The 23,584-nt window shown below is 37.0% G+C and carries 19 protein-coding genes and 6 tRNA genes; 6 read left to right on the top strand and 19 right to left on the bottom strand.

What is annotated here, in order from left to right; all coding sequences use genetic code 11:
* Window positions 1-81: 81 nt before the first annotated feature.
* Window positions 82-1,935: an alkaline phosphatase family protein gene (locus IW15_RS02560; RefSeq protein WP_034709818.1), complete on the top strand. Its 1,854-nt coding sequence runs from the start codon at window positions 82-84 to the stop codon at window positions 1,933-1,935.
* A 97-nt stretch (window positions 1,936-2,032) separates the two neighbouring features.
* Here the strand turns inward: IW15_RS02560 and IW15_RS22455 are convergent, their stop codons facing one another.
* From IW15_RS22455 to IW15_RS02520, 9 genes are all read right to left on the bottom strand, one after another.
* Window positions 2,033-2,200, bottom strand: coding sequence for a bacteriocin-like protein (locus tag IW15_RS22455; protein ID WP_165585153.1), 168 nt, complete (start codon window positions 2,198-2,200; stop codon window positions 2,033-2,035).
* 79 nt (window positions 2,201-2,279) lie between these two features.
* Complete coding sequence (locus IW15_RS02555) at window positions 2,280-3,695, bottom strand: aminotransferase-like domain-containing protein (protein WP_034709052.1); 1,416 nt, start codon at window positions 3,693-3,695, stop codon at window positions 2,280-2,282.
* A gap of 55 nt (window positions 3,696-3,750) precedes the next feature.
* Complete coding sequence (locus IW15_RS02550) at window positions 3,751-4,104, bottom strand: hypothetical protein (protein ID WP_131368457.1); 354 nt, start codon at window positions 4,102-4,104, stop codon at window positions 3,751-3,753.
* A gap of 336 nt (window positions 4,105-4,440) precedes the next feature.
* Window positions 4,441-4,525, bottom strand: a tRNA-Leu gene (locus IW15_RS02545).
* A 162-nt stretch (window positions 4,526-4,687) separates the two neighbouring features.
* A tRNA-Leu gene (locus tag IW15_RS02540) sits at window positions 4,688-4,771 on the bottom strand.
* 82 nt (window positions 4,772-4,853) lie between these two features.
* Window positions 4,854-4,935: transfer RNA gene (locus IW15_RS02535), tRNA-Leu, on the bottom strand.
* Window positions 4,936-5,101: 166 nt separating this feature from the next.
* Window positions 5,102-5,185: transfer RNA gene (locus tag IW15_RS02530), tRNA-Leu, on the bottom strand.
* Between the two features lie 9 nt (window positions 5,186-5,194).
* Window positions 5,195-5,267: transfer RNA gene (locus IW15_RS02525), tRNA-Gly, on the bottom strand.
* Between the two features lie 9 nt (window positions 5,268-5,276).
* A tRNA-Leu gene (locus tag IW15_RS02520) sits at window positions 5,277-5,358 on the bottom strand.
* Window positions 5,359-5,533: 175 nt separating this feature from the next.
* Between IW15_RS02520 and IW15_RS02515 the strand changes: the two genes are divergently transcribed.
* The 3 genes from IW15_RS02515 (at window position 5,534) to IW15_RS02505 (ending at window position 7,497) form a co-directional block, all read left to right on the top strand.
* Window positions 5,534-5,911 carry a DUF3127 domain-containing protein gene (locus tag IW15_RS02515; protein ID WP_034709817.1) on the top strand — a complete coding sequence of 126 codons (378 nt, stop codon included), beginning with the start codon at window positions 5,534-5,536 and terminating at the stop codon, window positions 5,909-5,911.
* Window positions 5,912-5,972: 61 nt separating this feature from the next.
* Window positions 5,973-6,626 (top strand): leucyl/phenylalanyl-tRNA--protein transferase, encoded by a 654-nt coding sequence (gene aat, locus IW15_RS02510; RefSeq protein WP_034709047.1) that lies wholly within the window; start codon window positions 5,973-5,975, stop codon window positions 6,624-6,626.
* A complete protein-coding gene (locus IW15_RS02505; protein ID WP_034709044.1) occupies window positions 6,613-7,497 on the top strand; it encodes a DMT family transporter in 885 nt (294 codons plus the stop codon). Before aat ends, IW15_RS02505 begins: the two co-directional genes overlap by 14 nt.
* A 63-nt stretch (window positions 7,498-7,560) precedes the next feature.
* Here the strand turns inward: IW15_RS02505 and IW15_RS02500 are convergent, their stop codons facing one another.
* The 8 genes from IW15_RS02500 to IW15_RS02465 form a co-directional block, all read right to left on the bottom strand.
* On the bottom strand, window positions 7,561-8,940 hold the full coding sequence (locus IW15_RS02500; protein ID WP_034709042.1) for a tetratricopeptide repeat protein: 1,380 nt from the start codon (window positions 8,938-8,940) through the stop codon (window positions 7,561-7,563).
* Window positions 8,941-9,148: 208 nt separating this feature from the next.
* The gene (locus IW15_RS02495) at window positions 9,149-10,120 is read right to left on the bottom strand and encodes a quinone oxidoreductase family protein (RefSeq protein ID WP_034709039.1); all 972 of its coding nucleotides are present in this window, start codon (window positions 10,118-10,120) and stop codon (window positions 9,149-9,151) included.
* 63 nt (window positions 10,121-10,183) lie between these two features.
* Window positions 10,184-10,768, bottom strand: coding sequence for a Crp/Fnr family transcriptional regulator (locus tag IW15_RS02490; RefSeq protein WP_034709038.1), 585 nt, complete (start codon window positions 10,766-10,768; stop codon window positions 10,184-10,186).
* A gap of 52 nt (window positions 10,769-10,820) precedes the next feature.
* A complete protein-coding gene (gene glmM, locus IW15_RS02485; RefSeq protein ID WP_034709036.1) occupies window positions 10,821-12,203 on the bottom strand; it encodes a phosphoglucosamine mutase in 1,383 nt (460 codons plus the stop codon).
* 74 nt (window positions 12,204-12,277) lie between these two features.
* Window positions 12,278-13,300 (bottom strand): DUF4421 family protein, encoded by a 1,023-nt coding sequence (locus tag IW15_RS02480; RefSeq protein WP_034709035.1) that lies wholly within the window; start codon window positions 13,298-13,300, stop codon window positions 12,278-12,280.
* 221 nt (window positions 13,301-13,521) lie between these two features.
* Window positions 13,522-15,555 carry a ferrous iron transport protein B gene (gene feoB, locus IW15_RS02475; protein ID WP_034709032.1) on the bottom strand — a complete coding sequence of 678 codons (2,034 nt, stop codon included), beginning with the start codon at window positions 15,553-15,555 and terminating at the stop codon, window positions 13,522-13,524.
* The gene (locus tag IW15_RS02470; protein ID WP_034709031.1) at window positions 15,555-15,818 is read right to left on the bottom strand and encodes a FeoA family protein; all 264 of its coding nucleotides are present in this window, start codon (window positions 15,816-15,818) and stop codon (window positions 15,555-15,557) included. Before IW15_RS02470 ends, feoB begins: the two co-directional genes overlap by 1 nt.
* A gap of 124 nt (window positions 15,819-15,942) precedes the next feature.
* Window positions 15,943-16,848 (bottom strand): GLPGLI family protein, encoded by a 906-nt coding sequence (locus IW15_RS02465; protein WP_034709030.1) that lies wholly within the window; start codon window positions 16,846-16,848, stop codon window positions 15,943-15,945.
* A gap of 194 nt (window positions 16,849-17,042) precedes the next feature.
* On the opposite strand from IW15_RS02465, the gene IW15_RS02460 reads away from it, so the two are divergent.
* Window positions 17,043-17,540, top strand: a complete 498-nt coding sequence (locus IW15_RS02460) for a DinB family protein (protein WP_034709816.1) — start codon at window positions 17,043-17,045, stop codon at window positions 17,538-17,540.
* 43 nt (window positions 17,541-17,583) lie between these two features.
* Here IW15_RS02460 and IW15_RS02455 read toward each other — a convergent pair whose 3' ends face one another.
* The gene (locus tag IW15_RS02455; protein ID WP_034709027.1) at window positions 17,584-20,289 is read right to left on the bottom strand and encodes a Plug and carboxypeptidase regulatory-like domain-containing protein; all 2,706 of its coding nucleotides are present in this window, start codon (window positions 20,287-20,289) and stop codon (window positions 17,584-17,586) included.
* 561 nt (window positions 20,290-20,850) lie between these two features.
* On the opposite strand from IW15_RS02455, the gene IW15_RS02450 reads away from it, so the two are divergent.
* Window positions 20,851-21,732, top strand: a complete 882-nt coding sequence (locus IW15_RS02450; RefSeq protein ID WP_034709025.1) for a cupin-like domain-containing protein — start codon at window positions 20,851-20,853, stop codon at window positions 21,730-21,732.
* 37 nt (window positions 21,733-21,769) lie between these two features.
* Here IW15_RS02450 and IW15_RS02445 read toward each other — a convergent pair whose 3' ends face one another.
* Entirely contained in the window at window positions 21,770-23,494 is a 1,725-nt protein-coding gene (locus IW15_RS02445; protein ID WP_034709022.1) for a M14 family metallopeptidase, read from the bottom strand.
* Window positions 23,495-23,584: the final 90 nt, after the last annotated feature.

Genomic DNA, 23,584 nt, shown 5'->3' with positions numbered 1-23,584 from the left:
TACAAATAGTAAATTAATTTTACAATTATTAAAATATTAATTACTATTTGTAAACTTTTCTCTTTTTAAACAATGAATTTTATGAAATCAAAACTATTTTCAATGGCTGTCTTACTGAGCTGTCTGGTAAGTGCCCAAACCAAGAAAGTTCTTTTTATCGGTATAGACGGATGCCGCGCTGATGTCATGATGTCATCCTCTATTCCCAATATCCAGAGCCTGATCACAAAATCTATTTATTCTATAGACGGACTTTGTGCTGCAACCACTTGGAGTGGAAATGGCTGGAGTACGATGTTAACGGGTGTATGGCATACGAAACATAATGTTCAGGATAATAATTTTACCAATCCGAACTATATTAATTACCCCGATTTTTTAACGAGAGCAGAAACATACAATCCCAATTTGCGAACCATTTCTCTGGCAAACTGGGCGCCTATTAATGATAAGATCATCCGTACCGCAGATGTAAAATCTAATTTAGGCAGTGACCTTGCGGTAAAAAATGCATCTGTAAATGCTCTCCAGAATGATAATCCTGATATCTTATTTGTTGATTTTGATGATGTAGACCACGCCGGGCATTCATATGGATTTTCTTCCGGAATTCCGCAGTACGTTTCAGCCATACAGACTACAGATGCTTACATTGGGGAAATCGTTAATGCTATGAAAAACAGGTCCACTTACAGTAATGAAGACTGGATGGTGGTATTGACAACAGACCATGGTGCTGTAGAAAGCTCTCATGGCGGCGGTAACCTTTCTGAAAGAAATATTTTCACCATCTATTCTAATCCGAATTTTATCCCTCAACAGATCAGCAAAACGGTGATCGATGTCAATAAAACGCATAACCAGCTTAATTTTCCGGCCGGAACTTATGCAAAACCTTCTAACCAGACTCCTTTTAATTTTGGAACAAGCCAGGATTTTACTCTTGAATTTTGGGTAAAGCCTAATGCCGCTTTTTCAAGTGATCCGGTGATGATTGGTAATAAAAACTGGGCGAACGGTAAAAACAAAGGCTTTATTATCTCCGGATATAGCGGTCAGACTTTTAAAATAAATATTGGTGACGGAACCAACAGAATCGATCTGGTAGGCGGAAAAATGGAGGTTAATACATGGAAACATATTGCTGTAAGCTTTGACAGGGATGGTCTTGTTACTTTATATGAAGATGGAGTTCCGGTAACTTTTGCTAAAATGAATACGATAGGAGATATAGATTCAGGGCTGCCTTTAACCATCAATCAGGACGGAACTAATGTTTACGGACAGAACCTTGCCGCTTCTTACAAAGATATCAGAATCTGGAAATCGGCTCTTCCCAATAATGTATTGGTTAATTGGGCCACTCAGGATATTACTCCTTCCCATCCTTACTATTCTCAATTGCTTGCAGACTGGAAATGTAATGAAACTTCAGGAAATACGCTGATAGACTCTAGTCCGAACAGTAATAACGGTACAATCACAGGAACTTCTACCCGCACACCCAATACCACTAATAACTTCAAAATTTACAATTATCTGTCAACCACCAGAGAAACAGACCATCTGCCAACGGTTTTAAACTGGATGTGTATTCCTGTTCAGGCTTCGTGGGGAATTGATGGTATGAACCGGGTTCCTGCCTGCTCAAACAGCAGTTTATCCACAAAGGATCAGATGATTCAGGAAAACGATTTTATGCTGTATCCTAATCCGGCATCCCAAAGCATAAATGTAAAATTTACTTCAGCAGAAAAAGAAGTTCAGGCCGCAGTTACCGATGCTAAAGGATCGCTCGTTTTATCTCAAAAGCTGAACTCTTCAAAAGGATTTTATGATGAAAAGATTAATATCAGCAATCTTTCAGCCGGGGTTTATTTCATCAGAATCAGCGGCGGAAAAAAGTCATTAACAAAAACATTTATTAAAAAATAGCCTATAGAACACACAGTAAAGTAATTAGATTTAAATTTTGATATTAGAACGAGGATAACATGATCCAAGTTCTAATATCTTTTTTTATCCAGTTGAGCTACATTTTCGAGCAATCCAAATCAGGACACAGCAGCATTTGAACCTGCGTTAAATTCAGTAATCCTGAATCTGCTAATGTACAGATAAGTTGACATACCGGATCAAGCAGTCCGCCACCTGAAATAGTTTTCAGTTCATTGTTGTCTAGTTTTTTTAAATTCTTCATGATCATAATTTTGTGTGGTTATTGTTATTCTAAAATAAGAATAATTCTGCCATAACTATAACGTTCATATGATTATGGTCTATATTCTGTTTTTGATCATTTTACCCAGTTTTTCCAGGTCGCTTTCTACCCTGTCTGTCCATTCCAGTGCATAATTCAACCGCATACAGTTTTGATACTGATTATATTGGGAAAACATCCTTCCCGGGGCAAAGTTTATTTTTTTACTGAGTGCTTCATCGTACAGATCTTCAGTACAGATTCTTTTATCCAGTTCCAGCCACAGCATAAAACCTCCTTTGGGTTCAGAAATTTTAGTGTTGTCCGGAAAATATTCTGTGACTGATTTTTGAATCTGAAGATAATTCGCGTATAATTTCTTTCTGAACATTCTCAAGTGATGATCATAACGGCCATGTTCAAGAAAATCTGCAATCACATCGGAATATAAAGACGGACTGCATACGGTCTGTACCAGTTTCTGGCGGATAATCCGTTCTTTGAATTGTCCTGGAGCTACCCACCCTACTCGATATCCAGGTGCCAGTGATTTAGATACTGAACCCACCCACATCACCAGCCCTGCTTCATCATAAAATTTACATGGTTTCGGTCTTTCCGCACCAAAATACAGGTTCCCGTACAGATCATCTTCAATCAGCGGCACATTATATTCTGTGATCAGCCTTACCAGCTCTTTTTTATTCTCGTCAGGCATCTGAAACCCTAACGGATTATTAAAATTGGTCACAAAACAGCAGGCTGAAAGTTTAGGTAATGCTTTTTTCAGTGCATCCAGATCAATCCCGGATATAGGATGGGTAGGTATTTCTACCGCTTTTAATCCCAACAGCTGAATAGCCTGAAGGATTCCAAAGTATACCGGACTTTCTACCGCGACAGAATCCCCGGGTTTGGTAACGGCCATCAGGCAATTATAAATTGCATTCATCGCACCGGAAGTGATGACCAGATCGTCTTCTGTAATTTTACCTTCCAGTACCAGCGCCCATTTCGCCATTTCCCGCCTTAACTGCTCACTCCCCTGAACAGGTTCGTAATTCGTTCCGCTGTCGTTTTTATTTTTGATCACATTAATGATGCTTTTCTTCAGTTTCGCAAGCGGCAGAAAGCTTTTCCCGGGAATTCCCAACGCAAACTGAGTGAGATCAGGATTGGAAATCGTACCAAATACTTTATCAATTAAATCTTGTGGATTTTTTTCTATTTCCGATTCTTTAATTTTTGCAATACTGGGAAGCGCCAGCTTTCGTTGGGAGGTCTGGCTGACAAAATATCCGTATTTCGGCCTGGACTCAACCAGGGAACGGCTTTCGAGCTCCATATAGGCAAGCTTTATGGTATTAAGACTTACATTATACAGTTTTTGAGCACTGCGCAGTGAGGGCAGCCGGTCTCCGAACTGCAGGGTTTCGCTATGAATCTGTTCGGTAATTGCTTTTGCGATTTTTAAGTAGAGAATATCTTTGGCCATTAATGAAGAAGAGTTTTAAATAAATGTACAACTTTATCCGTCAATACATGGACCATCAGTCGTTAAGCCATTCGATCATCCGTTGTATGCTGCTTTTTAACTGTTCCGGATTGCGGAAATTCGGGGTACTATTTTTCTTACTGTACACTTCAGCGCGAAGAGCAAAATTTTTCTTTTCAGAAGATGTCAGATTTCTGTTTTCATATATCGTAAAGCCTATTCCTCCCTTTTCATTAATAATAAGGCTGGCAAAAGCTAAAATTTCGTTTTTCTTTTTGATTAATAGAAAAGGAATTCCAAAACCAGCGGTTATTTTTTGAGTACCGGTGCGCTGAATAAATATCTTTTTCAAGGCCACCATGTCTGAAATATATACTTCACTATATTGGTACTGACTAATCGTTTCCATATGCTTTTCTTTATCTTCAAACAAAGTTATAGACTCTTATTGTTAAGACACAGATACAGAAGTTAGTATTATTCTGGGTACAGATGATTGTTTTTCAGTCAAAATCTATGAAGTGAATATAAATACAGCAGTATTTTAAATGACTTCTTTGATGCAAAGACTTTATTTTTATTATGAATATGCAGGGAGCAAAGGGGAGAATCAATCATGATTGATTCGATGAAGAGCAATGTCTATGCTACTTTACAGGCATTTTTAATTTACCTCTTTTCTTAAAACAACCCCTATAAAAAGCAAAACCCTCTCTGTGAAGTTTTCACAGAGAGGGTTTTTGTGTGGTGCGGATGAAGGGACTCGAACCCCCACGCCTCACAGCACCAGATCCTAAGTCTGGCGTGGCTACCAATTACACCACATCCGCTGATTGTTTATTTTTTTAAGCGTTTGTTTCGCTGTTTGAATTACAAATATAGGACATTTTACCGTAAGATAAATACGATAATGATTAAACCGTAAAAAGACTGTTTAATGACCCTCTTTAAATGAAAAATCTCTCTATAACAAAGTTACAGAGAGATTTTAGTACCCCGGGCGGGACTTGAACCCGCACGTCCTTACGAACACAGGATTTTAAGTCCTGCGTGTCTACCAGTTCCACCACCAGGGCATGGATTGGAGCAAAAAGAGATTGAACTCTAAATTCAGCTTTGATAAAGTTACCTCTATACTGAACCGTTTCGCAAACAATGTGCGGATGAAGGGACTCGAACCCCCACGCCTCACGGCACCAGATCCTAAGTCTGGCGTGGCTACCAATTACACCACATCCGCTGATTTTATATTCTTAAAGCGTTTATTCCGCTCTACGACTACAAATATAAGATATTTTACTTTAACATAAAACTAAAAATACAAACAGTTTATAAAAGATATCATCTTACTATAAACGGTCCTAAAATGAAAAAACTCTCTATAACAAAGTTACAGAGAGTTTTAGTACCCCGGGCGGGACTTGAACCCGCACGTCCTTACGAACACAGGATTTTAAGTCCTGCGTGTCTACCAGTTCCACCACCAGGGCATGATTTAGAGCGAAAAACGGGACTCGAACCCGCGACCCCAACCTTGGCAAGGTTGTGCTCTACCAGCTGAGCTATTTTCGCAAAACAATGTGCGGATGAAGGGACTCGAACCCCCACGCCTCACGGCACCAGATCCTAAGTCTGGCGTGGCTACCAATTACACCACATCCGCATTATTTTTGAGTTTATTTTAAAGAACTTCTTTCGTTTTTGTGAGTGCAAATATAGGACAATTTCCTTTACCTCCAAACTTTTCAGAAAAAAAAATTAAAATTTCTAGATTTCTTTTTTCAGGCACCTTTTATTACATTTCAATTTCTTACTTTTACATCGTTAATATTAATGATATGGAATTACAAGGAACGGTAAAGAAACTTTTTGACGCTCAGACATTTGCGAGTGGATTTCAAAAAAGAGAAATGGTTATTTTAACCCAGGAACAGTATCCACAGCCGATAAACATTGAATTTTTGTCTGATAAGATCAGTTTATTAGATAATCTTAGAGAAGGCGAAAATGTAAAAGTAGGCATCAACATCAGAGGAAGAGAATGGACTTCTCCCCAAGGTGAAACTAAATATTTCAACTCTATTACAGGTTGGAAAATAGAGAAAGTTATGGATAACGGTTCTGAGCCCACTCAGGCTTCTCCATCACAATCTGCATCTCCTGTATCAAATGAAAACCCATTTGCCGGAGACGATGATGATGATTTGCCATTTTAATTAAAATAGTAAACCCTAATATAAATCCTGCTTTCATAAGTGGGATTTTTTTTACTTAACAATGGTTCGATTAGACGAAAACGAAATTTCATTTCCTGATCCTGAGTTGTATGACGGACATGACGGAATTATTGCTTTTGGCGGCGATCTGTCGTTAGAGCGTATATGGTTTGCCTATCAGCTGGGAATTTTCCCATGGTATAATCCTGATGAAGAAATTCTCTGGTGGTGTCCGGATCCCAGGTTTGTTTTATTTCCCAATGAAATAAAAGTGTCTAAATCGATGCGGAAAATACTGAACAGAAATGTTTTCACCTTCACAGAAAACCAAAATTTCAGGGAAGTCATCAAAAACTGTCAGCAGAGCAACAGAAAAGGACAGACAGGAACCTGGCTTTCTGATGAGCTGATGGAATCTTTTATTAAACTTCACGAATATGGATTTGCCAAAAGCTTCGAAGTCTGGCAGGATAGGGAGTTGGTTGGTGGATTCTACGGCCTTCAAATTGGAAATGTATTTTGCGGGGAGAGTATGTTTACCAAAGTAAGCAACGCTTCAAAAGCAGGATTCATTCATTTTGTAGAAAACTACAAAAACAGCCTGGATCTTATTGACTGCCAATCTCATACGGAACACCTGGAAAGTCTTGGAGCCCGTATGATTTCTAAAAAAGACTTTTTAACAATTTTACATCAAAATAATGAACGCAAATAAGGAAAAATGGATTCTTCTGATTATATTAACTATCATCTGGGGATCATCCTTTATTTTGATCAAAAAGTCGCTCGAACATTTCAATCCTTTCCAAGTAGGAGCGCTGAGAGTCCTTATTGCGGGTATTGTTTTAATGCCCATTGCTATTTCCAAATATAAACTGTTTCCTAAAAAACACATCAAATGGCTTATTTTGGCCGCATTTACAGGGAATTTCATTCCGATGTTTCTGTTTCCTATTGCAGAAACAGAGGTCAGCAGCAGTATTGCAGGGATCATTAATTCGATGATGCCGATATTTGTGATCATTGTGGGAGCCTTAGTATGGAAATTTGAGACGACAAAGCAGCAGATTATCGGAGTCTGTATAAGTTTTACCGGGGTTTGTCTTTTGGCTTTCGGAGGTGGAGACGGTACAGAACTTAAACTGATCCCAATTGTATTATTACTTGTCGCAACTCTCTGTTACGCCATCAGCACAACCACCATAAAGTCTAAACTGATGGAGCTATCTTCCACGATTTTATCTTCGTTTGTATTTTCTTTTGTTCTGTTTTTCCCTTCTTTAATCTCCTTATGTCTTACAGGATTCTTTTCTGAATTCGAGTTTTCAAAAGATGTGATGACCGGCCTTATGTTTGTCGGGTTATTAGCTGTTTTCGGAACCGGGCTTGCCATGACATTAAATTACAGATTATTGAAGGTATCTACTCCACTTTTCGCTTCTACAGTTACTTTGCTGATGCCTATTGTTGCTATTATCTGGGGTATTTTAGACGGGGAAAAACTTACGGTTATGCAATTTGTTGGAGCCATTATTATCATTGCAGGACTGATCTTTTTAAGAACCAAATCTGCTATAAAAAAATAATCCCGCATTGCTGCAGGATTATTTATGTATTTTGGGATTGAAGAAATCCCCCAATCAAAATGATTAATTTTTCTTCTTTACTTTAGCCTTAGCTTTTTTCACTTCATCTTTGATATAAGGATATTTTTTCTGCATATCCGGAACAAGGGAAGGATCTAAATCCAATGCTTTTTGCAGGGATTCATGGCCTTTTTCCTGGTTTTTCAGGTTGAAATAGCAGTTACTCAGCTGATAATATAACTCTGCTCTTTCATGGGCTTTTACGGCTCTATCCAGAATGGCAACGCCTTCTTCATATTCACCTAAAAGCATCAATACTTCTGAATACGCGTACCAGTTGTAAAATCTTGTAGGCTCAGCATCTACCAGTTTCTTCAAGCATACAAGGCTTTCTTCAAACTTTCCTGAGTCGATGAATAAAAATGCCAGTCTTTTCTGATAGTCAAGGTTACTGTCATTCAGGCTGGTGGCTTCTTTTGCAAAATGAAGTGCTTCTGTCATTCCGCCCATTTCTTCATACAGATAAGACTGCTCCATCATAGCAAGATAGAATTGCGGGTCTTCTCTTAATGATTTCTGGAAGGCATTCAGTGCTATAATTGGTTGTTTTAACGCTTTGTAGCACAATCCAATCTTATAAAATGTGAACGCTTTTGTGTATTCCAGCTCAAGCATTTCTTCATAGATTTCAATGGATTTTTTGTACTGCCCCAAAGCTTCATAACAAGCCGCTTTATTAGCGTAAACGCCTACCGAACTTGAATTGATCGCCAACAGGTAGTCATACCCTTTTATGGCTTCCTCGTAATTTTTTCTGTTGAAATAGAACTGTCCATATTCAAACCAGGCGGTTTCAGAATAGGCAAAGTCGTCTAAGTATTCATTCAGAAAGGCAATAGCCTCCTCGTTCTTATTCAAATCGGTAAAGCATATCATGGCGTTCTCCAGCGAATATTCATCCGTTGGGTCTTCTTTCAATGCTTTTTTGTAATGTTTAAGAGCGTTAAATGGGTCTCCTAAATTCACATATTCATCTGCAATAAAATTGTGAAGGAAGTTTTCTTCTTCATTCAGTTCTAAAGCTTTTTTACAAATTTCAATGGATTTTCTAGGGTTTCCCAGGTTCGAATAATACTTTGCGTAGCACACCAGGAAGTCTGTGTTCTCCATAGATGAACCTTTCAACTCGTCGATGAGCTCTTTCGCAGCATTATAGTCTTCCCATTCCAGCAGGATTTCAAGTTTTTTAATTTTGATATCCAATGAATTTGGGTGAAGCTTCAGGCCATAAGTAACAGCATTATCTGCATAGTTAAAATCTCCCAGCTCCAGATAATAAACAATGATATCTTCCAGTTCTTCTGTATCGAAGTAGAATTCATCATTGTTTTCCATCATTTCCTCGAACTTTTTTACAAGTTCATTTCCAAAATATTCTTCCAATATAGTGTTTCCCGTCGGCCCAATGTCTGAATTTACTTGCAGACATCGACAAACTTTTTTAATTAATTATTACTTTTCGAATCAATATTCAAAATATATGCAAATTTGCGACTTTTTTTTGAATTATGTTTTCGTAAATTTCTATTCTAAAGATAGTAAAAAGAAGAATACTATAAAAGGATTGTGGATAAAAAAAGAAGAGTTATCATTAAATTAACACAACCAGTCTTTTACCGTTCTGAATTTCACTTTTCCAAATGGTTTCTATCTCTTTCAATGCAATAGTTTCCGTTTCTATATTTACTTTATTCTGTACGGCAGCCTGAAACATTTCAGGAATAATCTCCTTGAGCAGCATTTTGAATTCTTCCGGTGTCCAGCTTCCTAATCCGGAACCTGAAATATGAAGATCTGTTCCTCTTACAATCTGTGAAGACAACTGGATGGTATCTCCGCTCATTCCTCCTACAGAAACCACCCGTGTTCTATGAGAAAAATTGCCGTCTCCTTTCAATGAAGACAGAATCATTTCAATAGAATGTCCCCAAAGATAATCTAAAACAACATCAATAGGGGTTTTCTGATGAATGTCTTTTATTGTCTGTCTAAATTCTTCATCCTCTTTTTGTAAAGAAACGACCTCATCTGCACCTATTTCGTACAGAGACTGCAACGCAGCTTCGTTTCTGCCCGTAACAATTATTCTTTTGGCGCCATATAATTTTGCAATCTGAACTGCTACTTTTCCCGTAACTCCTGTTGCTCCATTAATAAGTACGGTTTCTCCCGGCTGTAGTTTCGCTTTGCATTTAAGGCCAATCGCTGACCCCATTACGGCATTGGGAAGTGCGGCGGCTGTTGCAAGATCGAGTTCATCAGGAACAGGTACGATCATCTGTTGGTCGGCAATGGCTTTTTCAGCTACCGTTCCTTTTTTACTGAAAAAATAAACTTTTGTTCCGTCTTCCAATACTCCTACTCCATCACTTCCTATGATGGTAGGTTCATGTTTTTGATTTTCGGTAGAATAATGGGTGCCTCCTGCTCTTGCTCTGTCCAAATGTTTGATGGACGCTGCTTTTACCCATATCATACTCTGATTTTCCTGATTCAGTTCAGGGTCAGGAAAATCTGCATATTGGGGAACTTGTCCTTTTTGAAATACTACGGCTGCTTTCATATTTTATTTTTATACAAAATTATCATGAAAGTCATTCGTTCTGCAATAACATTTGTTATCAGATTACGATGTGCCTTTGTCTTTTAAAATCTTACTTTTTATCCTGCTGAGATGTACGGTTGTAATTCCCAGATAGGAAGCAATATAATGTTGGGGAACTCTTTTAACAATTTCGGGTTTTTCTTTGGTAAGGGCAATATAACGCTGTTGGGGACTGTCTTTAATGAATGAGAAAAAATGCTTCATATAATCGAACGTTCTTTCAAAAACGGTATCCATGAAACTGTTTCTAAGTTCAGGATCAGCGTATACTTTTTCTAAAATCTTATCCACCGTAACTTTATCTATTTTCCATACGATGCAGGGCTCAATAGTTTCCAGGGCCACCATACTTGGCAATCCTTTTCTAAAGCTTTCTAATGATGAAAACATAGTATTTTCCATAAAAAACTGGAATGTCACATCTTTTCCGTCATTATTGTACCAGGCCCTTGCGATTCCTTTTTCAATATAATAGGCATTCTGCGAGACTTCATTTTCCTGTAAAAGAACCGTTTTTGCAGGCACTTCCATTCGTTTGAAGTCTTTTACAAATTCTTCATATTCTTCTTTGGGAAAAGGAAATCTGTTTTTTAGATGCTCAAACATTTTTATTGATGGATAAGAACGGAACTTTTGCTCCGTTCTTATTCTATTTTTTTTAAATCAGACTTTTAATCTTCGCGATTATTTCATCACCTAATGCATCTGCTTCCTTCTGGGATGATGCTTCTGTATAGATTCTGATAATCGGTTCTGTATTTGATTTTCTAAGGTGAACCCAATTGTTTGCAAAGTCTATTTTTACTCCATCCACGGTAGAAACTTCTTCATTTTGGTATTCTTTTTCCATTTGGGCTAAAATATCATCTACATTGATCTCGGGAGTCAGTTCGATCTTCTTTTTCCCCATGAAATAAGCCGGGTAACCTGCTCTTAATTCGGATACCGTTTTGTTTTCTTTTGCCAAATGGGTCAGGAATAAGGCTACTCCTACTAAGGAATCTCTTCCATAATGAAGCTCAGGATAAATAATTCCTCCGTTTCCTTCTCCTCCTATCACGGCGTTTTTCTCTTTCATTAAGGTGACTACATTCACTTCTCCTACGGCGCTTGCAAAATATTCTGAATCGTGATTACGGGCAACATCCCTTAAAGCACGGCTTGACGAAAGATTTGAGATTGCAGCTCCTTTTTTATGTTTCAATAAATAGTCTGCCACGGCAACCAACGTATATTCTTCCCCGAACATTTCTCCTTTTTCATCAATCAAGGCCAATCTGTCTACATCCGGATCTACGACTACTCCTACATCGGCTTTTTCTTTGATCACTAACTCGCAGATATCTCCCAAATGTTCTTTTAAGGGTTCCGGATTATGAGGAAACTGCCCGTTCGGCTCGCAGTATAGCTTTACCGTTTCACAGCCCAGTTTATCCAGTAACATTGGAATCGCGATTCCTCCTGTAGAGTTTACCGCATCCAACACCACTTTGAATTTTTTGGCTTTAATAGCTTCTGCATCCACCATCGGTAAGTCTAGAATCTGCTGAATATGAATATCAAAAGCATCATCTCTTGTTTCATATTTTCCCAAATCATCCACTTCGGCGTAGTTGAAGTCTTCACTTTCGGCCAAAGCAAGAACATCTGCTCCATTTTCACCGGTGATGAACTCTCCTTTATCGTTGAGTAATTTTAAGGCATTCCATTGTTTTGGGTTATGGGAAGCGGTAAGGATAATCCCTCCGTCTGCCTTCAGCTCGGGAACCATTATTTCTACGGTAGGGGTTGTAGAAAGACCTAAATCCACCACATTGATTCCTAATCCCTGCAAGGTCGCAGTAACCAGGGAAGAAACCATTTCACCAGAAATCCTGGCATCTCTTCCTATAACAAGGGTTAAATTCTTTTTATTTTTATTGTTCTGAAGCCAGGTTCCGAATGCTGATGCAAATTTTACGACATCCAGCGGTGTTAAGTTATCATTTACTTTTCCACCTATTGTACCTCTAATCCCTGAAATAGACTTGATTAACGACATTATGTTTTTGTATTTTTTTTATTAATTATTGTAATTCTGAATTTTCTCTGCAAAGATACTTAAAGACTTTCAATTTACAGAACAGGTATTTTTTTCTGAAGTTTATCATAGTTTCTTTTCACCACTTTCGGGGGTGCAAAGCGGTATCCGATGTACAGAAGACCATATAGGTTATTATTTTCTACCGTCTGATTATTTTTTTCATCATAGGTATATGCCTTAAAATTCATTTTCCCGCCAAATAAAAACCGGTCTGTATTATATCCTATATGAAGTCCGCCTGTAAATTTCATGGTTATGTATTGTGCATTTTCTTTTGGTGCTTTTGTTCCGTCATCCAGTGTATCCCGGAAGCTGGTCAGCTTTCCACCCAGGCCTAATGACAGATAGGGTGAAATATTCACCTTTTTTCCGATAACCCAATTGTAAAAGTACCCCATATTGGCTCCGAAATTATATTGAATTTCTTTGCTTGGCTCGTTGTCTATGATATTGCTGAAAATAGTAAGGTCGTAATCCAGAAACGGAACCCAGCTTCCACTGCTCTTTTTTTGCCATTCTCCTTGAGTATAAATACTTTTGAGTGAAAAATTTTTGTTAAGCACATAAGCGGTAGAGCCGCCAAAGCTTTGAGTCTTTAAATCCGGAAACTGAATATAAGGGTCTCTTCCTTCCTGCCAGTCGGGAACAAAGTCTTTCATATTCTCGATATAAAATCCTTTTACTTTTTTGTAGTAAAGCGTCTGTGTAAATCTTTTGGGAAAGAACCGAAACGTTAAGTCACTGTAAGAACTGTTTCCTCTCTGGTCATCATCATTATTTCCCGGCATAAACCTTGGAGTAAATGATAATGTTGCACTGATGATTCTATAATCAATCGACAGCGAAGTTTTAGTTTTATTATTAATGGAGAGTATAGTCTGCTGGGCATTTTTATGCTTGCCATCTGAAACAATATAGCTTTCTATATTGGTGTCAAGATTCGCGCGGATCATTACTTTATCGGTGTATGATTTGAACTGTACAGAATCAGCCTGCGCTTTTGCCTCAACAGCCCACAGGAAAAATAAAAAAATATATACTGCTTTCAGATTCAAATTGTAGTATTTAATTTTAAAAAATATGAAAATACTACAATTTTTTTCAATTATCTCTTTAAGTTTGGGTTAAGAACATCCGCAGTCTTTATCACACTGGGATCTTTTGGAACTGAACTTCTTAGGCGCAAAATTCTTTCTGAGCATCCTGAATAAGGAATAGCAGGCAAATCCCACGATAAGAATAATCAATATGTATTGAACAATTAATGAGGTGTTCATTATTTTAAAATTTGATATGCAAACATCGACACAAAGTATGCCAAACCAGTCATCATTACGACCTGAAAAGCAGTCCATCGCCAGCTTTTCGTCTCTCTGTATACTACTGCAAGTGTAGAAACACACTGCATTGCAAATGCATAAAATAAAAGCACGGAAACTCCTGTAGCAAAATTGAAGACCTTCTGTCCGTTTGGCTTTACGTCATTTCTCATTTTATCAATGACTTTCATTTCCGGAGCATCACTATCCAAGCTGTACAAAGTAGACATGGTTCCCACGAATACTTCTCTTGCCACAAAACTTGTGATAATCCCTACTCCCATTTTCCAGTCATATCCTAACGGCGCAATGGCAGGCTCAATGGCTTTTCCCATTTTTGCCAGATATGAATGGTCGAGTTCTACATTGGTAGCCACCATTTCATCCGGTTTCTGCTGTGGCCCGAAATAGCTCAGGAACCAGATAATGATGCTTACGATGAAGATGATTTTACCGGCTCCGGTAATAAAATCCCATACTTTCCCTAACACCAGCTTAAAATCGTATCCGAAAAGAGGTTTTTTATAGGCAGGAAGATCCATTACCAAATAGGTCTTTCCTTGATTTTTGATGAATCTTTTCAGAATTGCGGATGACAATAAGGCTACAGCGAAACCTAATAGGTACATCCCCATCAAAACCAGTGCTTTATATTTAATTCCCAAGAAGGTATCGTCTGAAATGATTAGCCCGATGATGATACTGTAAACGGGAAGTCTTGCCGAGCATGTCATAAAAGGAGTTACCAGAATCGTTAACAGCCTTTCTCTTACATTTTCAATATTTCGGGTAGAAATCACCGCAGGAATGGCACATGCTGTTCCGGAAACCAGCGGTACAATACTTTTTCCGTTGAGCCCAAACGGACGAAGAAACCTGTCCATCAGGAAGATAACCCTTGCCATATATCCAGAATCTTCGAGAAGATACAGGAAATACAGTAAAATTCCGATCTGTGGCGCAAAAACCATAATCCCTCCCAATCCCGGGATAATCCCATTGGAAATTAATGAATTGACGGGTCCTTCCGGAAGGTGCTCACCACTAAATGCGGACAGCCATGAAAAGAAATCATCGATCCAGTTCATCGGATATTCTGCCAGAAAGAATACACTTTGGAAGATAATTAATAAGATAAACATAAATACGACGTATCCCCAGAATTTATGAACCAGCACTTTGTCCAGCTTTTCGGTCAGCAGTTCTTTAAACTGCGGTTTTTTAGTGATAACATCAGCTAAAATTTTATCTACTTTCTGGTATCTTCTAACGGTTTCCTGTACCTGCAGCCTTTTGGGAACCATACTTTTGGTATCAGACCCAGACAGCAAGTCTTTTATGGATTCTATTTTCCCCAGTTCTCCTTCGGAAGACAGAGCAATCCAGGCTTTATATTCGTTATCGATTCCTTTATGAGCAGCAAATTTCTGAAGGAAATCTTTATGTTCATTAGGGGTTTCAAAAGAGAGTGTCTCAGTTTTCACAAATTGGTTACTGAAAACAGCTTCCCTGATTTCATCGATTCCGATCTGTTCTTTAGCATTGGTTTGAATGATCGTGATTCCTAATGTTTCAGAGAATTTTTTGATGTCGATATCTACTCCTCTTCTTTCCGCCTGGTCAATCTGATTGACCACCAGAATCATAGGAACTCCAAGATCCTGAATCTGCTGGAATAAAAGAAGTCCTCTTTTTAAGCTTAACGCTTCAAGGATGTATACTACCCCTGCATAGTTTTTTTGTTCATCGATAAGGAATTTAGAAAATATGGCCTCATCTTCCGAGCTTGGATAAATACTGTATGAACCTGGTAGATCTATTACCTCAACCTCTTCATCTTTATAAGTATACTGCCCGGAATGGCTTGCAACAGTAACCCCTGCATAATTTCCGGTTTTCTGCTTTTTGTTACAAAGCGTATTGAAAACTGTTGATTTTCCTACATTGGGGTTTCCTACTAAAAGTACCTGTTTTTTTTTAGTTTCCTGCATTAATTCAATTCTTCAACAATGATATAATTCCCTTCTTCTTCACGAAGGGCTATACGGCTTTTTTCGTCACCAAATTCCACATACATCGGTCCACTAAACGGAGCCTGATACAAGATCCTAAAAACGGTCTCCGGCAGAAGCCCCATTTCAATGATTTTATTGGGCATTTTCATGTGGTCGTTATCATACCCCAGTATCTTTCCCATTATGTTTTTAGGAAATCCGCTTAATTTATGTAAATCCTTATCTTTCAAAGTCTTCATTTTTGTGAATGCAAATATACGTTATTTAAATCTAATCTAAATAACGTTTTTACATGAAAGAAATCAACCCAAATACACGGGTGCATTTGGGTTGATTCAAAATATAATTTAGTTGATATGAATGCTATTTTTTCTTTTTTTCAGGAGCCTGATTTTTCTCAATTGGGTTATCATTTGAATTGAAGAAATCTTTTGCTATTTTTTCTTGCTTTTTCATCATTTCACCAATAGTAACATCAGATCCCGGCATTTTCATATTTCCCATTTCCGGTGTAACTTTCTGACGAAACTCAGCCATAGGATCTTGTTTATAAGCTGCATATGCTTTATCAAATTTCTCCTTTGTTGTAGGACTTACAGTTTGGGAAACTCCGTATTTTGCATTTATTTTTTCGGAATAAGACACTTCATCGTAATTTTCTATCTTTTTATTTCCGCTTAACTTCCAAGAATAATTCTTTTCAGTATCTTCTATTTTTACAATCAGGCCGGGCAGACCATAGAATTTATATGGACCATCTTGAAAAGGAATATCTGTACTGAACCAAGCTGTCCACTTTCTTCCTCCAAAATCCGTAGTTGCTTTTTGAGTATTATATTCTCCAATTTTTTCTTTTTCAGGTAAAATATTCCAATTAAATTTTACATCATCATCATATCCGAATAGATTCATGCTTACCCTGTCAATGTATTGTTCTTTCATATCAGGATAGGTTTTCACAATTTTATAAGAGAACTTCGGCATTTTAATAAGTTTAGACATATCCTTCCAAGCTTTTACTTTTTCCATCTCTTCGACAGCTAATTTGATAATTGAATCTTGGGCAGGAATTGTATAGTCCTGATAGATAGACTTTTTAGATGTAATATCTAAAATAGCGATTACATTATCCAGCTTTGCAGAATCTTTTTTCGGCTTAAAGGTAAGCTCATAAAAGAATCTGTTGGCTGTTTCTTTTATATCTTTAGAACCCTGTGCACTTACAGAAACAAAAAGGGCAATAAAGAATATAGAAAATAGTTTTTTCATTTTTTCTAATGTTTCCTAATTAGTGGATGTTTGTGGAGATATGTTACAGTTTTTTTTCAAATCCTTTCATGAAAAAAATATATTCACCTGATAAAAAGGCAATTACAATTATTATTTTTTCAATTTATGATGATATTGAAGTATTTCTTTTTATAAAATTCTTATCTTTAAATTGCTTAAAAAACAAAATTAATATGGACACTTTATCTCAATTACAATCCGAGCTGGAAAGCGAATACCAGACTACTAAAAAATTTATTAACCGCTTTCCGGAAGGAAAAAATGAGTATGCTCCCCACGAAAAAAGTATGAAACTTATGCCTCTTGCCACTCATGTGGTGGAAATTTTTGGCTGGCCGCATACCATTCTGACTACTTCTGAACTGGATTTTGCGAAAGGAGCCTATCAACCTACGGTTCTTTCCACAAGAGAAGAGCTGCTTAAAAAACTTGATGAGAATTATGAGTCCGGCTTACAGGCTTTACAGAATGCCCAGGAAGATGATCTGAATCCAAGCTGGACGATCAAAAATGACGGCCAGGAGCTTGCCAGCTGGAGTAAATATGGTGCCATTAGACACGGTTTGAACCAGATTACCCACCATCGTGCCCAGATGGGTGTTTACTACCGATTAAATGATATTCCTCTACCGGGAAGCTATGGACCTTCTGCAGACCAGCAAAGTTTTTAATCTAAAAAGAAAAACCAATCTCGGTGAGATTGGTTTTCTTTTTTTATTTAAAGTTGAATTTTACGGTAAACATTACCTGGCTTGGTCTGAGCTGTATTCTGGAGTAGGTGTCTGTAAATCCATCTACGGTATAGGTCTCAAATAACTTTCTGTTCGCTATATTCATCCATTTCACTTCAAAATCTATCTTCTTTTTAACCCAGGTAAACTGATAAGACACGTCAAAGAAAGGATTTTTATAAGTAGACGTAGCACTCGAAGTATTTACCTGATCCCAATAGAATCCGATCGTATGGCTTTCAAGAGGATATAAAAACAGATTTAAATTATGATTGTATCCGTTGGTCGTAATATTCGGTCCTGCTATATTATTTCTTTTATTCCAAGAGTAAGTGGCATTATAATCTATGCTCATCCAGCTGAAATAGGTATTATTGAACTTCACCCCAGCACTTTGGCTAACGGTATTGTTTTCGAATCCCACATTATTCCTCATTTGGAATGATTCACTTTCTGTGTTTTTATAATTCAGGGATGCGTTGGTTTTAAATTTAGGAAAATATTTTCCTACTTCCGCACTATAGGTATTGGATGTACTTGTATTATCATTCAATTCGTAGATAATGGTAGAAGCTCCCGTCCCTACGTTTAGGCTGTTTGCGGTAAGGTTTCTCTTTGCATAACTGTAGCTGTATCTTACGTTAAAAAAGATATTATTTAATGGGTTTCTGTATTCAATCCCTGTTCCTGCAGATTTAGAATTAATTTCATTGATTGGGTTAAGAGGAGACATAGAACTTAAGCTTCCTGGATTGGAAAGGATATTTCCCGCATACATATCGCTGATATCTCCAAAATTATTGCTGATACTTCCCCTCAGGCTTGCTTTCCAGAATGAAGCAAAGGAATATTGTGCAAAAGCGCTAGGCTCAAACGTCACTTTATTCAATGATTTTGAAACGTTTCTTTCATCATCTTTAGCTGAAATATTATTGAAATTCACGGGCAATTGTGCAAACAACATCCATGATTCCGTTTTTAAATTAACACCTACAGCAGCATACGGTTTTGTGTTTGTATATTTTATATTATTGGAATAGCTGTTTCCATATCCTAATGTCCCGTTATTGCCAAGACCCAGCAATTCTGAATTCATTTTGTTGGTAGAAAAATTAAGACCTACCTCAGGAGTAAATGTCCAGCCCTTATTCGTAAAGCTGATATTGGCAGAATGATTGGCCTGAAATGTTTTCATATTGAAATTCTGGCGTATGGTATTTACATCTCCAAAGTCAAAAAATTTGTATGTATTTGTATCCGGATCAAATGAAATAGGTATTTTCACGTACGATGAAGGACTTATATCAAGGCTCTGATGATCATCCTGATAGTTGATATAGGATTTGATATTGATCATCTTTTCTTTCCAGGGAAGAATCGTACTTAATGAGTTTTGGAAAGAAGTAGTGGGTGAAGTTACCGATTCATCCCCTTGTCTTTTTCCAAACTGGTCTGTAATATCTGTTAATCCTCTGTCTGAATTCCAGAACTGAGAGAAAGAGGTTGTATTTTTAAAGAATCCTTTTTTAGCATTTTTTGTAAAAATCAATTCCCCTTTTGCTTTATCTGTATAAAAATTATTGTGGATATTCGTCTGATAATGAGTCCCCCGTTGGTAATCATTGCTTTCCGTATATGACTCTCTTTCAACGGCATTATTGGTATAATTGGCATTGGCTTTCAGCTCCCATTCTTTCTTTTTATCAATATTGGTCAGATAATTAGCTGATAAGTAATGTACATTATTCATTAAATATCGTTTCACAGGCAAATTCGGTGTACTTGCATTTTCTACATTCAGCCAGTCGTTTTGGGATGCATTAATTCTTGTTCCTTCCCATCCGCTTCCGAAAGCCAATATATTTCCTTCATTTTCTACCTGCTCACCCATATTGTTGGTTTTGTAATTCACCACCCACTGGCTTTTCTGTCCGAAAAACATAGGGGTCAGTTTTACGTTCCAAAGCCATGGATCTCCAAAACCAGTTCCTACTTCCCCTCTTCCCGTCATGGTCACCGCATTTTTAAGCTTAATGTTGATGGCAGCCTGATCGGAAGGTATTTTATCCTGAAGGATTTTTACCGGCTGGTGATTTTCAAGCACTTCAATTTTCTGAACGGCATCTTTTGGAAGCGAGTTATTGATGGTTCCGTAACCGCCTTCCATTAAATCTTTTCCGTTGACATAGAATTTATTGATCGCATTGCCCTGATAAAGAATAGTACCATCTGTATTGACTTCAATCCCAGGAATTTTCTTCATTACATCGGCAAGACTTCTGTCATTTTTACTATCAAAAGCTTTCAGATCGTATGAAATGGTATCTCCTCTGGCGGTAATCATTCGGGTTTTTAATTGTACTTCCTTTATTTCTGTAGCTTCCGACTGCATTTTAAAACTTAATATCTGATCGCTGTTAGTGATCTGTTTTACTAAGTTTTTTTGGTTGAAAGCCTTCACTTTTAGATCTACATTAGATTCAGCAGAGGTAAAGGTTACTTTATATTCTCCTTTAGAGTTTGTGATTCCGTAAGCAAGAATGGCGTCTTTGCCGGGCTCTTCTACGGTAACACTGGCGCTGGGAATTGGCTCTCCGTCATCATCAGTGATTTTCCCTGAAACTGTTTTCTGTGCGAAAGTCAGCACAGTAAAAAAGAGCATCAGAAATAAGGAAATATATTTTTTCATAATTTTTATTTGCCTAATTAGTTAATGGTTACTGGTTTTTGTTACACTTGTATAAAGATGTATTTTATCATGAAAGGTTAAATCATCTTTATAACTACAAACATAGTTATATTTTTCTAAAATCTTTTCTTTATTGAATTATTTATATCATTGCTGACAAAATTTATGTATCTTCAAATATGATTAACCTGATCAATTTCTATCTATTAACGGATTAGCCCATTTTTTACTGTATCCAAAATGGATGATTAACGATCATTGAAATAAGGCACTACAGTATATTTTAATTCAGAATTTTAATAATTATCTGGGAATAAAAGACCATCCATTTAATTTCGATGGTATCATTTTTTCCAGTCAATTTGTTTTTTTAATTCTTAATTATTATCTGTATTATTTATTAATTGTGCAACTGATAATTTGAGAGTTACAACAAATAAAGATTTAAAAATTTTAATTAGTCTAAATAGGGAAAAGTGATTTGAATCATAGATTAAAAAAAACTTAATTTAAACATTATACATATTTATTTAATAATTTTGTAATATAAAATTTTTAAGAATGGGAGTTATTCTAAAACCTATAGATGTAGTAGATGACATCACCAAAGAAGAATTCTTTGAAAAATATTTGAGACCAAGAAAACCTGTTGTCATCAAAAATATGGCCAGGAAATGGCCGGCTTACCAAAAATGGACGATGGAATATGTGAAGGAAGTGGTAGGAGATGTTATCGTTCCTCTCTATGACAGCGCTAAAGCAGACCCTGCAGCTCCTATTAATACTCCTACAACCGAAATGAAATTCGGAGATTATATTGATCTGATTCAAAGAGAACCTACTGATTTAAGAATCTTTTTCTTTGACCCTATAAAACACGCCAATAAATTACTTGATGATTATATTGCTCCAAAAGAGCTTATGGGCGGGTTTTTAGATAAATATCCTTCTATGTTTTTCGGAGGAAAAGGATCTGTTACGTTCCTTCATTTTGATATAGATCTGGCGCACATTTTCCATACTCATTTTAACGGACGGAAGCATGTCTTGCTTTTTGAATACAAATGGAAAGACCGGTTATATAAACTGCCTTACGCAACATATGCTCTGGAAGATTATGATATTGAAAATCCGGATTTCAAAAACTATCCTGCTTTGGATGGTGTGGAAGGGATTGAATGTTTTCTTGAGCATGGAGACACGCTGTTTATGCCTACCGGCTGGTGGCACTGGATGAAGTATCTGGATGGCAGTTTCTCTATTTCGCTAAGAGCCTGGGACAAATCGTGGGCGGTAAAAGCCAACTCGATCTGGAATCTTACGGTTCAGAGAAACTTTGATAATTTCATGAAAGGACGCTTCAAAAAAAGATACATGGACTGGAAGGAAAAGAAATCAATTGAAAGAGCCAATTATGCTCTGAAAAGAGGTCTCCCTAAATAAATAAAAAAGACGTTTCGTTTGAAGCGTCTTTTTTTTGTTATAAAATCCGGTAAACAGGATACTGCCTGAATGTCTTTTCCTCAAAATAAAGGGAATGTTTATACACCCAATCCAGCTGAGCCCCTCCATCTTCTGCAAATTTCTTGTCAGTTGATTTTTTTGCTTCCAATGCATCTTTGAGCTTCTTATCCTTTTTTAATAATTCTGCAGCGGTATCTTCAAAAATATAGGCGGAATAATATTCTTTCTGAGCTAGAATTCCATCAAAAAAGTTCCAGTTGAAAAATGAGTCTACGGCTCCCGGTTCCAACGTTTCGATAAGGTATTTAATACCCTCCTGATTGGTGGGTATTAAGAAATCTCCTTTGGAAAATTCAATGGTATTATTTACCGCAGTAACCTTTGTATCGTAATGAAGATAGTGTCCTTCATAAGGATCTTTAACGGTTTTAAAGTCATCTATTATATAAGATTCTACCGAAGTAGCAATATCCCGGGTAATGGTTTCCATCTTTATTCCGTTTCTCCTTAATTCTTCAATCACTTTATATTGTGATTGAGGAATAACATAGTATTTCGGAATTTTAATAAAATCTGTTGCAACAGCTGTAGTGAAGAGCTTTATTTTTTTGGTAAAAGGTTGACTCCTGTCATAATACAGCCGCGGTTTTCCTGAAATATCACTTGGTTTATATTTTCCTTCATATCCTTTAAAATCCATCGTAGAATACTTTGTAGAATCTATTTTCCAACGGATTCCGTATTCTTTTCCGGCTTGGTATTGTTTTAAGTTTTCAGCTCTAAGCTCTTTTATTTTTTTATAGTCTTTGTTTAAATTCTCAAGATTAACCAGCATATATTTATACGTTGCATCCACCCTTTTATCATAGGGCTTCAGCATATGCGTTTCCGGTACAGTGCCCAAAGTGTTAAACAAAGAAGCATATCCTGTAGAATACCTCGGAGAGTCTTCAAATGCTGCAAACCCAACTTCCGGCACATCTCCGTGAATGTTGACATAGGGTGTACTTTCATACCCCATTTTTTTTAAATCTTCAAGATTTTTTGCCTGATAATCTTTGTAGAAGTAATCTCCTAAAACCTTCCCCAATCGTTCTTTAAACGTCGAAATGTAGGTAAATGTATATTGATAATCGGCTCCATTACTCACATGATTATCGATAAAAACATCAGGCTTCAGCCATTGGTAGATTTCCTGAAAGCTTCTGGCATTTTTAGTATCAGCCTTAATAAAGTCTCTGTTTAGGTCATAATTCCTTGCATTTCCTCTAAAACCATACTGTTCCGGCCCGTTTTGGTTCGCTCTGGAATAAGAACCTCTGTTCAGCATTCCGCTAACATTATAGGCTGAAATAGCAGCAATTATAAAGTTCTGAGGTGTTTTTATTTTTTTCGTTGCCAAATCTCTCATCAGCATCATGGTAGCATCAATTCCGTCGGGTTCACCAGGATGGATTCCGTTGTTGACCAATAAAATAGCTTTTTCTTTTCTCAGCTTTTCAATATTTTTCTCGGGAAACGGGTTGTACATCACCACATAAATGGGTTTCCCATTATCATCCTCTCCCTTTTTGAGGTATTGAATGTCCGTAAAATTCTTTGCTAGATTTTCATAATAGGCATTCATTTCTTCGTAGGTAACGGTTTGATTACCATTTCCCTTTTCAAACTCCGTTTGAAAATGGTTCTGAGCAAAAAATAAGGATGAACTTAGTAGGAAAAACAAATATTTCAGTTTCATTGACGTATAATTTTCAAGGGATAAAAGTACTGATATTGTAGTATAATTCTTTGATGACAAACAACTTTTAAATGCTAAAAGATCTGCCTA

It is taken from the genome of Chryseobacterium soli (assembly GCF_000737705.1).
GTDB lineage: Bacteria > Bacteroidota > Bacteroidia > Flavobacteriales > Weeksellaceae > Chryseobacterium > Chryseobacterium soli.
The sequence above is the reverse complement of the archived record's forward strand: the minus strand, read 5'-3'. Positions and strand labels throughout refer to the sequence as shown.